Origin of the sequence: Candidatus Stoquefichus massiliensis AP9, assembly GCF_000455285.1 — a bacterium.
GTDB lineage: Bacteria > Bacillota_I > Bacilli_A > Erysipelotrichales > Coprobacillaceae > Stoquefichus > Stoquefichus massiliensis.
In genome coordinates, this window is the sequence record NZ_HG005287.1 from 239,054 (window position 1) to 250,111 (window position 11,058).

11 protein-coding genes are annotated in these 11,058 nt (G+C 29.7%); 1 reads left to right on the plus strand and 10 read right to left on the minus strand.

What is annotated here, in order from left to right; all coding sequences use genetic code 11:
• From BN350_RS18705 to prfA, 10 genes are all read right to left on the minus strand, one after another.
• Positions 1–265: ATP-dependent metallopeptidase FtsH/Yme1/Tma family protein (locus BN350_RS18705; RefSeq protein WP_044600185.1), on the minus strand; the 265-nt coding region annotated here is incomplete at its 3' end.
• Between the two features lie 12 nt (positions 266–277).
• Positions 278–808, minus strand: a complete 531-nt coding sequence (hpt, locus tag BN350_RS07210) for a hypoxanthine phosphoribosyltransferase (RefSeq protein WP_028042990.1) — start codon at positions 806–808, stop codon at positions 278–280.
• Between the two features lie 28 nt (positions 809–836).
• The gene (gene tilS / locus BN350_RS07215) at positions 837–2,072 is read right to left on the minus strand and encodes a tRNA lysidine(34) synthetase TilS (RefSeq protein WP_028042991.1); all 1,236 of its coding nucleotides are present in this window, start codon (positions 2,070–2,072) and stop codon (positions 837–839) included.
• 72 nt (positions 2,073–2,144) lie between these two features.
• Positions 2,145–4,331 (minus strand): PP2C family serine/threonine-protein phosphatase, encoded by a 2,187-nt coding sequence (locus tag BN350_RS07220; RefSeq protein WP_028042992.1) that lies wholly within the window; start codon positions 4,329–4,331, stop codon positions 2,145–2,147.
• A gap of 82 nt (positions 4,332–4,413) precedes the next feature.
• The gene (locus BN350_RS07225) at positions 4,414–5,010 is read right to left on the minus strand and encodes a recombinase family protein (RefSeq protein ID WP_028042993.1); all 597 of its coding nucleotides are present in this window, start codon (positions 5,008–5,010) and stop codon (positions 4,414–4,416) included.
• Between the two features lie 98 nt (positions 5,011–5,108).
• A complete protein-coding gene (locus BN350_RS07230; RefSeq protein WP_028042994.1) occupies positions 5,109–7,037 on the minus strand; it encodes a sensor histidine kinase in 1,929 nt (642 codons plus the stop codon).
• Complete coding sequence (locus BN350_RS07235) at positions 7,034–7,702, minus strand: response regulator transcription factor (protein WP_028042995.1); 669 nt, start codon at positions 7,700–7,702, stop codon at positions 7,034–7,036. Before BN350_RS07235 ends, BN350_RS07230 begins: the two co-directional genes overlap by 4 nt.
• Positions 7,703–7,790: 88 nt before the next feature.
• Complete coding sequence (locus BN350_RS07240; protein WP_028042996.1) at positions 7,791–8,288, minus strand: GNAT family N-acetyltransferase; 498 nt, start codon at positions 8,286–8,288, stop codon at positions 7,791–7,793.
• Positions 8,289–8,298: 10 nt separating this feature from the next.
• Complete coding sequence (prmC, locus tag BN350_RS07245; protein ID WP_028042997.1) at positions 8,299–9,153, minus strand: peptide chain release factor N(5)-glutamine methyltransferase; 855 nt, start codon at positions 9,151–9,153, stop codon at positions 8,299–8,301.
• Positions 9,153–10,226 (minus strand): peptide chain release factor 1, encoded by a 1,074-nt coding sequence (gene prfA / locus BN350_RS07250; protein ID WP_028042998.1) that lies wholly within the window; start codon positions 10,224–10,226, stop codon positions 9,153–9,155. The genes prmC and prfA overlap by 1 nt, the downstream gene beginning before the upstream one ends.
• A gap of 137 nt (positions 10,227–10,363) precedes the next feature.
• Between prfA and BN350_RS07255 the strand changes: the two genes are divergently transcribed.
• Entirely contained in the window at positions 10,364–11,011 is a 648-nt protein-coding gene (locus tag BN350_RS07255; protein ID WP_028042999.1) for an HAD family hydrolase, read from the plus strand.
• The last annotated feature ends 47 nt before the right edge of the window (positions 11,012–11,058 follow it).

The following is an 11,058-nucleotide window of genomic DNA, read 5'->3' on the forward strand; positions in this document are numbered from 1 at the left end:
TTTGAGGAACATTTGTTTTAAAAGTATATTTAACTTCTTTACCATCCTCAGTCTTTGTGTATTGTCCTTCTACACTTGTTACATAAACACCTGGCATAACTGTCATTTCTGTTACTTTTTGCTGATCTACAATCTGTACAAACTGATTGTAATTCACTTCACTAGATTTGCCACCATTCAACAATGGTACTAATGAACTTAACAGAATAATAACAACTAACCAAGGCATTATCGCTTTAAATAAACTCTTATTTTTATTGTTCATACGATCTCCTTTTTATTGATAACATTCTTCTTTTAAAATACCTACATATGGTAGGTTTCTATATTTCTCATTAAAATCCAAACCAAATCCAATCACAAATGCATTTGGTATTTCAAAACCAACATATTTCGCTTCAATTGGGAAAGTTCTTCCTTCCTTTTTATCTAACATAGTCACAATTTCAACTGATGCAGCACCACGTTCTTCTAACATTGCCTTAACTGTAGATAAAGTCTTTCCCGTATCCAAAATATCTTCAACTAACAAAATATCTTTACCTTTAACATCCTGATCAAGATCCTTCTTAATTGTAATTGTACGTGATTCTACACCTTCATAACTACTGACATCCATATAATCAAAAGTGACATCAAGATTAACACATTTAGAAAGTTCTGCTAAAAAAGGAACAGATCCCTTTAACAGTCCAACTAAAACCAAATCTTTATCATGATAGTCATTCATAATTTGTTTGCCTAATTCTTTACATTTTTGAGAAATTTCATCCTGTGTATATAAAATTTCTTTAACATCTTTATGCATACTTCCTTCACTCCTTATAATGGTTATCCTATTTTATCACAAATACATTTGGTTTTGTAGTCAAATAATCAATGTTTTTTGCAATATGTGGCACTAAAATAATCGTTTTGTCCTTATTCAGAACAACTGGCCACGTTTTTCTCTTTAATGCAGGAATTTTTGCATTGATAAATAACCGAGAAAGTTTCTTCGTTCCAGAAGATGTCATAATACTATCACCCTCTTGAATAGTACGAATCGTAATAGGATAATCATCTTCAGTTAAAAAAACACCTTCATTCATATGCCCAGTATCTAACAAATGAAAATATTCACAGCCAAAAGGAATAAATTCTTTAAATTCATAACAATATCCCTTTGTTTTATCTTTATCAATGATATATACATTATCGTATTCTTTTATGAACAGATAATTAACTGGTAAATTCATTTGTATATTTGGCTTTACACTATCTATTTGATGTTTGATTTCTTCTATCAAAGATTGTGATATTAATTGGGGATGCATAACATCCCTTAATATCAAGTAAAGAAAGATTTCTCTCAAAACACGAGGAATATAATAATAATAGATTTGCCCATCTGACATATATTGTTGGTAATACGGCTGAACTTTAAACTCTAATTCCTTGATTCTTTGATTATGTTCTTTCGCTTTTAGTAATAAAGCTTCCTTTTGCTCCTTAGAATACTGATTCATCACAGTATTTCTAACTTTATCTCTTTCAAAATCAACTTCAAAATTCGTATAGTCGTCATGATAAGGAATCTGATGATCAATACACGCCTTTACAATATCTTCCTTATAACAATCCATTAAAGGGCGAATCACTCGCATATCCTGAACATAGTTTTCTTCTTTTATACCTAAATAATGTATTGTATTATGGTGAGTTAGCTGCATATAAATTGTCTCTAAATGATCATCCAAATGATGTCCTAATATCAACCCATCACATTTATAAAGAGTATATATATCTTTATAAAAATTATAGCGCAATGTTCTTGCCATATCCTGAAAATTACCACGATGATAATCCTCACTATGAAATTCCTTATAGTAAAAAGGAATGCCATATGTTGCACAATAATCACAAACTAACTCATAATCTAGATAACTATCATGACGATAATTATAATTTACATGGGCAACTAATAAACGATATCCCTGACTACGCAATGTATCCAAAAGATACATAGAATCACAGCCACCTGATACCCCTATAACATAATATAATGATTTATTTAATAATTGTACATTCATTTTCATCACTTCCACTAGCCCATTATATCAAAGAAATGTGAATTCAAAAACAAAAATCCCAATATTTTGGGATTATTGCTTACAAAGTTTTAATACAATCAAAGTCATATCATCATTCTTTTGCTCATCATTTGCTAAATGCGTTAATAAATGAGCAATTTCTTTAGGATGATCTTCATCAATTAAATATTTATTATTATCTAAAAATTCACCAAATTGATTTGTAAAACCATCAGTGACCATAAAAACGATATCATTCTCCATCAATTGAAACTTCTCAACAGAAGTCTCAATTGGAGAAATAATTCCCATTGGCAATGATTCAGATTTTATTTCAATAACTTCTTTATCCCTTAATATATAAGTAGGACATGCCCCATATTTAATCATTGTCGTATTTCCACCAACTAAATTGACTTGAATCATATCAACAGTCGTAAACATATCATTACGATTTTTAATCTTCAATAAAGCATTTACCGATTGTATAGTATCTTTTAAAGAAATACCATTCACAATTAACTGTTTCATTACATCTAGTGTTAAAGAAGAATCTTCACTTGCCTTTTGACCTTGTCCCATTCCATCACTTAATCCAAAATACTGATTTTCATCCATTGCAAACACTGTATAACTATCACCACATGCAACACTATCTTTAGAACATTGTGAAATACCATATTGAACATAATAACGTGCATGATGTTTCAATACCAAATAAGTATAACCTAATTGATGCATTGGTGTTCTCATCACTTCTATATCTAATGTCTCATTTAAATAATCCTGTAAAATAGGAACAAACTCATTCTCAATTTCTTCTTTCGTTGTTTCATATAAACCAATTTCAATATAATATACAGATTGTGATTCATAATATTTTTTCAAATGTGCTATTTGAAAATGATATCCTTCCATATGCTCATAAATATGTGATTCCTCAATATGTCCCACTTTTAATTGAGAAGAAAATTGATGAAAAACATCATTCAATAAAGAAAACTGATGATAGAGATCCTTTTTCATTGTTGAATATTCTTGTTGTATACGACTGATCTTACGATAGTCTTTTTGATAAGTATTCATTGTTTCTAAATACTGTTCTGGTTTTAAACAATACTGATAAATGAAATCTTCATCTTTTGTATCATATGTTTCTTTTAATCCTTTATTCATTAATTTAACAAGTCTATTAGGACCATATTTCTTATTAAAGCAGGTTTCCTGACTTGAACAATTATAACACATATCTTCATATACATAACCTATATATTCTAAAGAATGATTATGTGTTGGTGATAATGTAAATAATGATGTCATTTGTTCAAATAAACGGCAAAATGAATCTACCTGCTTTGATAACTGTTGTTTCATTGTCATTTCTTGATAACTAGATGACAATAATGTTTTTGTTTTATGTATTGGTAATGCCAAAAAGATTAAACCGCTCACAGCAACAATTAATCCATGATATGTATAAGAAAAATCAACAAAGAATGGTAAAATCAAATGCGATAAAAAATAAAGAGCAGTCATCGTAAATTTAGATTCACATTTGACCATATAAAAGAAAAACAAAGGCAATAAAAAAGTCAAAATATCATCTTTATACCCTAAATCCATCAATAACATCAACATTGAGCCATAAAATAAGCCTGGTAATAGATCATCCAAACACTCATGATAAACCATTACCAAAATAAAAACTCTTATAAATACCATTGTCACTAATTGTGAATAAGGTAAAACACTCATCAAACATATAAAAATGACAACAGATAAAGATTTCACCCTCTCATGGGTTAATAATTCTGATTCTCCATGCATAAACAAAGGTGCTAAATAGGAGAAAATAATGATATTAAAATAAGTTAAAATGGTTAATAATAATGTTGATAATAGATCAATTTGAATATAAGCGTAATAAATACCTCCAATCAATGTTAACATATAAGGAACATACCTTGACCGCATTGACTGAAACAATAGACAAAATTCTAACAAAACAAATGAAAAAAGACTTATTACTAATAATTCATAAGGAACTTTCAAAAAGATAATTCCAATCAGTAAGCCAACCCCATAACTTAGCAGCGCTCGATAACCACACATAAAACATAAATAAAACAAAGGCAAAACAAATAATAAGGATGTATGATAAATATTGACAAGAGACACTAAAAAGGATATGAGTGTTATATAGATGACAAACTGTAATTTTAGTTTTTTTGTACGACCTGGATTGATAATTAATTCCATACTCTCACCTCACACATGACATTATAATCTGTTCACTTTAAATTATTTGTCATATTAGAAAGACAAAACACAAAAAGAATATCTATTCGTGATATTCTTTTTTATACTTATAAAAACTTGTTCGACTCATGCTGAGAAGCTGAATAGCATCATTTTCACTAATCTGTTTACTTTCAAAAGCCTCCACAATTGTAGGAAAATCTTTTGGCAAATGAATAGGTTTACGTCCAAAATGTACCCCTCTTTTTTTAGCTGCATCTATTCCCTCTTTTTGTCTTTGTTTTATATTCGTACGTTCCTCATGGGCACAAAAACTTAAAACCTGTAAAACAAGATCTGCAATAAATGTTCCTAATATATCCTTAGATAATGTTGTATCTAGTAGTGGCATATCTAAAACACGAATATCAGCTCTTTTCTCTTTTGTAATGTAACGCCATTGTTCAATAATTTCATCATAATTTCTACCTAATCGATCAATTGACTTAATAATAATTAAATCACCCTCCTTAATTCTCTTCATCAATCGCAAATAACTAGGTCGATTAAAATCTTTACCAGACATTTTATCAATATAAATATACCTTTTTTTCAAATGAAATTGTTCCAAAGCAGCCAATTGCCTTGCGATATTTTGATCCTTTGATGATACTCTTACATACCCATATATTTTTCCCATTATTTACCTCCTTTCAAACTTTTATTTTCTCAAATAAGACAATAAAGTTCTACTGGTAAAAATTGGAAAAAAAGAATTTCATCTTATCAATGAAATTCTTAAAAACGAAAATAGAAAAGAATACCTTTTTCTGTATTTTTAACACCATAATCAAAATGATGTAAATCTAATATAGCCTTACATATAGCTAATCCAAGTCCAGTTCCCTCAGCATTTCTAGATTTATCTACTTTATGGAAAGTGAGCCAAATCTTCTCCATATCAGCCTCAGGGATTGGATCCCCATTGTTTTCAATTTCAAAACAATGTTCATCCAAATGAATATAAACATTCTTCCCTGTTTCTGTATATCTTAATGCATTACTCATAAAATTATAGATAACCATTTCCATTTTAAAACGATCAGCTACTAAAACTGATGAATCTAATGATGTATGAACATGGATAGATTTCTTTTCAAATAAGTGCATCATTGAATCTAATGATTCATCTACAATATCTAATAAATCTATTGTTTCATATGTTAAAGCTACCTTTTGTGATTCCAATTTAGAAAGATCTAACATAGCTATAACTAACTCATTGATTCGTTTTGTCTCATTTTGAATAATACCAATATATTCATTTCTTTTTCTTTCATCTTGTTCTAATTCAACCAATTCACTAAAACCATTGATAATTCCTAATGGTGTTTTAATTTCATGTGTAAAATTAGAAACAAATTCCTTACGAACTTCTTCTAATCGCTGAACCCTTTCAATTTCTTGATGCAAATTATTAATTGTTTTTTCTAACTCTTTACTCATTTGATCAATACTTCTTGCTAGGTCTCCTAATTCATCATGTCGAGTCATATCAATAGGATAATCAAATTCTTTATGAGCAATATGTTTTGCTGTTGTTTCTATGCGACGAATAGGCTTAATAATCATATAGGCTATAGAAAGACAAATCAAAATAATCAGAAGAAAGGCCAAAAAATATGTTGAAGAATTATCATACATAAACTGCTGTAATGCTTTAATAGTCAAATTGTCATATTCTTGTGTAACAAAAATATATCCAACTGTTACTAAATCTAGGGATTCCTCATTATCATAATTAATATTAATATCTCCAATTAAATTCCAATCCTCAAGTCTAATCATAACCGTAGAATAATATTTCCCATTATATTCATATGGACTAAGTAATAATGCATTGGAATAATTACTTGATGTGAGTTTTGTTCCTGTCGTTTTAAATTTTTGAAATTGAGAGTTTATCTTTGATTGAAGTCCGTCCATTGCATCTTGATAATCAAGAATAAGTGTCTGTGTTTGAATTTCAGAAGCACTGTCTGATAGTGCTGATGATTTCATTGTCTCATTAACACTTGAGGAAAAAACAATTTCTAAATTCTTATTTGCATAAGAACTGACATATCCTTCAACTGTTTCGACTTTTCCTGAGACATTGGATGAATAAATCTCATCATCATTTAACATAAAAGATTTTATCTTTATTTCCACATATTCATTATTATAATCATTCCTCTTTTCTAAAACAGCCTTCATTTGAACATTATTTTGTTCATCATGATGTGCTTTAAGTTCGTTTTCTAATAGATTTAAAGTGACTTCATCTAATGATTGCAAGTTAAAATAAGCTGGCCAGTTCTGTGCTCCATCGAAATTTGATACAATTAAGCATATAGTTGGACGACTTGCACCATCACGTGACATATCGAGAATCTTTCCACGATTATCAACAAGACATTTGACTTTTGTTGAATCACCAGCAAGTGCTTTTTTATATAAACGTTGAAATTGGTTTGAATGAAGATCAACTTTATTAGCAGCGATTGACTCAACATATGATTTAGAAAACTTGTCTAATGTTCTGAGCGTTGCTTCAGCATCTGTATCTAATGTATTTTTTATATAACGATCTATTCCTAGGCGAATTTCATTGCCTAATACTATCGCAAAAGCTATAAAAACAACACCTGTTATTTTAAGAATTAAACTGAAATTCAGTTTTTTCATAAGATATTCTCCTTAGGATCAAACATATATCCAATTTTTACAACTGTTTGAATATAAGGTGCTGCCGCTCCTATCTTTTTTCTCAATTTCTTAACATATGTATCGACAATCCTTTGATCACCATAATAATCATAACCCCATATTTGATCCAACAACTGATTTCTAGATAAAATCTTTCTCTTATTATGGATAAAATAAATGAGCATAGTATATTCTTTATGAGATAATTGAACAAGTTCATTATTAACAAAAACCTCATGCGTATCTTCATCAATATGAATAATTCCTTCAGATAAAGAATTGTTCTCTTTTTTCACTCGTTTTAATAAAGCATGACATTTCGCATATAACAAAGAAGGTGTAAAAGGTTTAGAAATGAAATCATCTGCACCTAATTCAAATCCCTTTAATTTATTCTCATCCTCACTCAATGCACTAATAAATAATATAGGGACATCATTTCTTTGCCTAATCAACTTACAAACTTCATAACCATCAATACCTGGCATCATAATATCTAATAATACAATATCAAAAGCATCATCTAATAAAGAAAGTGCTTCATATCCATCTTCAGCTTCAATAACTTCTGCTCCCTGTTTACTGAAATACTCTACAATAAACACTCGGATTAACTTTTCATCCTCAACTAATAAAACCCTCATAACTTTCACCTCACTATATTTCTCATTATAATATAAAATTGTGAAAAAGATATGGAAAATAAAAAGAAAAGATGATTTCTTCATGAAATCATCTTAGTTTTTTAACATATCCTTCATCATTATAATAATAAGATTCATCAAACTTAACAAAATGTAATCTTTTCAATAGTTTTTTTGATCTCACATTATCATAATAAACATAACACATGACCTTTTTAAAACCATATTCTTTTTTCATATATTGACAAAATGCCTCTACCATTTCACTGGCATAACCCATTGACCAGTAATCACTATCTAAAGTATATCCTAAAACAAAAACCTTAGCATTTAGAATTTCAACAAATATATCACCAATTAACAAGTTATCCTTTTTTTTAACAATGGCTAAATGATAATCACTTTTTACTTGATTTAATGATTTGACCAATAAACATTGTTGTATTCGTCTCATGGCATCTTCTTTTGAATAAGTTGTCCATGACTGATACTCAGCAACTTCTGGCTTATTACGATATTCGCTCATACGCATTGCATCATCAAATTGTAGATGCCTTAAATATAATCTCTCTGTTTCTAGAATCATAGTTTATCCTTTATTGTAAATGATAATATATAAACAACATGCGATCTTTTCCATTTATATCTTTGATAATTTCATAAGGAATGTCAGGAAAATATTTTTCTACTGCTTTACACATTAATTCACGTTGGTCAAAACCCATCTCAAAAGCAAGTATTGCTTTTGGTTTTATGACTTCTTTTACTTTAGAAAATATTTGACGATAAAAATATAAACCATCTTCTCCACCAAATAAAGCAACATGAGGTTCATTATCTTTAACAACATTTTCAATATCTTGTTCTACTGGAATATATGGTGGATTAGAAACGAATATGTCTACTTTAATATTTCTATCTATTAAGGGCTGTAACATATCACCTTGATAGAATTGAACTTTAGCCCCTAATTCCTTTGCATTTAATCTTGCTACTTCTAGTGCTTCTTCACTAATATCTGTTGCAGTTACATTAAGTTTTGGTTCTTCTAATGCTAATGTTATTGCAATTGCTCCAGAACCAGTTCCTACATCACATAAATCAATAGATGAATAATCATCAAAATAATCATCAATTTTATATAAAATATTTTCTACAAGTTCTTCTGTTTCATAACGAGGAATCAAAACATTTTCATTCACTATAAAATCTCTAGAAAAGAAATTTTCTTTTCCGTTAATATATTGAATAGGTTCACCATCCATATATCTTTTCATTCCAATTTGAAAAGCATGCAGTAAATCTTCATCTACTTCTTCATCCATCATAAGATACAACTGATGAGGTTCTTTATTGGCTAAATGGTAAAACAAAACCTTCGCAACATTACAATCTTTGTCCTTATCATCCAGCATTGCTTCGCTTTCACGAAGCAGTTCTCTCACTGTCATTACTGGGCACCTGCTAATTTTAATCTTTGATCTTCATTCATCAAGGCTTCAATAATATCATCCAATTTACCTTCCATAATACGATCCAACTGTTGAATTGTTAAACCAATACGATGATCAGTGACACGATTTTGCGGATAGTTATAAGTTCTAATCTTCTCACTGCGATCACCACTACCAACCTTACTACGTCTTTCACTACCTAATGCTTCTTCCTGTTCACGTAAGAATTTTTCATAAACTCTTGCTCGAAGTGCACGCATTGCTTTATCTTTATTGTCATGCTGACTACGTCCATCCTGACTAGATGCAACAATACCTGTAGGAAGATGGGTAATACGAACAGCTGAATCTGTTTTATTAATATGCTGTCCCCCTGCTCCTGATGCACGATATGTATCAATACGTAAATCATTTGGATTAATTTCTACATCCACTTCTTCAGCTTCAGGCATAACAAGAACTGTTGCTGTTGATGTATGGACACGTCCCTGTGTTTCAGTCTTAGGAACACGTTGCACACGATGAGATCCAGATTCAAATTTTAATTTAGAATAAACACCCTCACCTTTAACCATAAAAGATATCAATGAATATCCTCCAGCTTCAGATTCCTGTGCTTCCATCACTTCAATTTTCCAGCCCTGTGATTCTGCATATTTCACATACATTCTGTATAAATCACCAGCAAAGATATTTCCTTCATCTCCACCAGCAGCTCCTCTCACTTCTACAATAACATTTTTATTATCATTTGGATCCTTAGGAATAAGTTCTAAATGTAATTTTTCTTCCAAAAGAGGTTTCTTTTCTTCTAATTCACTTAATTCCATTTCAGCCATTTCTTTAATTTCAGGATCATTTTCTTTTAATAATTCTTTTGCTTCTTCAATACCACTTAGCACTTTCTTATACTCTTCATATAAACGATAAGCACTTTCTAGTGATGCCTGTTCTTTAGACGCTTCTGTCATCTTATTAATATCACTCGCAATACTTGGATCCATTAAAATTTCATTCAATTCTTCATATCTTCTTGCGATTGTTTCTAATCTTTCTATCATATTATTCATAATCTAACCTCCAAACCTTTTTCATTATAATATAAACTCTCAAAATAAGCAAAATAATATTGATATAATCTTTGTTTTTCCATTGACACAATATGATTGTTTTCTTATACTACCAATAGATAATGGAGGATGATGAAATGATAAAAGCAATCATATTTGATATGGATGGTTTAATGATTAATAGTGAAAGAGTAACATATGAATGTTATGTTAAAGTTTTAGAGAAAATGAATTTAACAATGTCAGAAGATTTTTACAAAAGATTATTAGGGAAAACACTTCCTACTGCTTTTCAGATTATGTATGATGAATATGGAAATGATTTCCCTATGGATGATGTTTTAGGAGAGGTTCACCAATTAATGAATGATATCTTTGAAAAAGAAGGTGTTCCTTTAAAAGAGGGGCTTATAGAATTACTCACATATCTTAAAGATAATAACTATCTTACAATTGTTGCCACTTCAAGTACGAGAAATAGAGTTGAACATTTACTAGGGATGGCTGATATATTAAAACACTATGATGATTCAATTTGTGGAGATGAAGTTACTCATGGCAAACCAAATCCAGAAGTCTTTTTAAGAGCTTGTGAAAAGTTAGGTGTACAGCCATCTCAAGCATTAGTTTTAGAAGATAGTGAAGCAGGTATACAAGCAGCCCATAGTGCCAACATTCCAGTTATATGCATCCCTGATATGAAATATCCTGAACCAGAATATGCTCAAATGACAACAAAAATATTCCAATCTCTTCATAATGTGATAGATTATCTCAAAGTTTAATAAATTCTTAAGATATACACATCATTATTGTATTATGATAATGATGA

Coding starts and splice junctions, on each gene's coding strand:
- hpt (WP_028042990.1), bottom strand. CDS start 808: ATGCATAAAGATGTTAAAGAAATTTTATATACACAGGATGAAATTTCT.
- tilS (WP_028042991.1), bottom strand. CDS start 2,072: ATGAATGTACAATTATTAAATAAATCATTATATTATGTTATAGGGGTA.
- BN350_RS07220 (WP_028042992.1), bottom strand. CDS start 4,331: ATGGAATTAATTATCAATCCAGGTCGTACAAAAAAACTAAAATTACAG.
- BN350_RS07225 (WP_028042993.1), bottom strand. CDS start 5,010: ATGGGAAAAATATATGGGTATGTAAGAGTATCATCAAAGGATCAAAAT.
- BN350_RS07230 (WP_028042994.1), bottom strand. CDS start 7,037: ATGAAAAAACTGAATTTCAGTTTAATTCTTAAAATAACAGGTGTTGTT.
- BN350_RS07235 (WP_028042995.1), bottom strand. CDS start 7,702: ATGAGGGTTTTATTAGTTGAGGATGAAAAGTTAATCCGAGTGTTTATT.
- BN350_RS07240 (WP_028042996.1), bottom strand. CDS start 8,288: ATGATTCTAGAAACAGAGAGATTATATTTAAGGCATCTACAATTTGAT.
- prmC (WP_028042997.1), bottom strand. CDS start 9,153: ATGACAGTGAGAGAACTGCTTCGTGAAAGCGAAGCAATGCTGGATGAT.
- prfA (WP_028042998.1), bottom strand. CDS start 10,226: ATGAATAATATGATAGAAAGATTAGAAACAATCGCAAGAAGATATGAA.
- BN350_RS07255 (WP_028042999.1), top strand. CDS start 10,364: ATGATAAAAGCAATCATATTTGATATGGATGGTTTAATGATTAATAGT.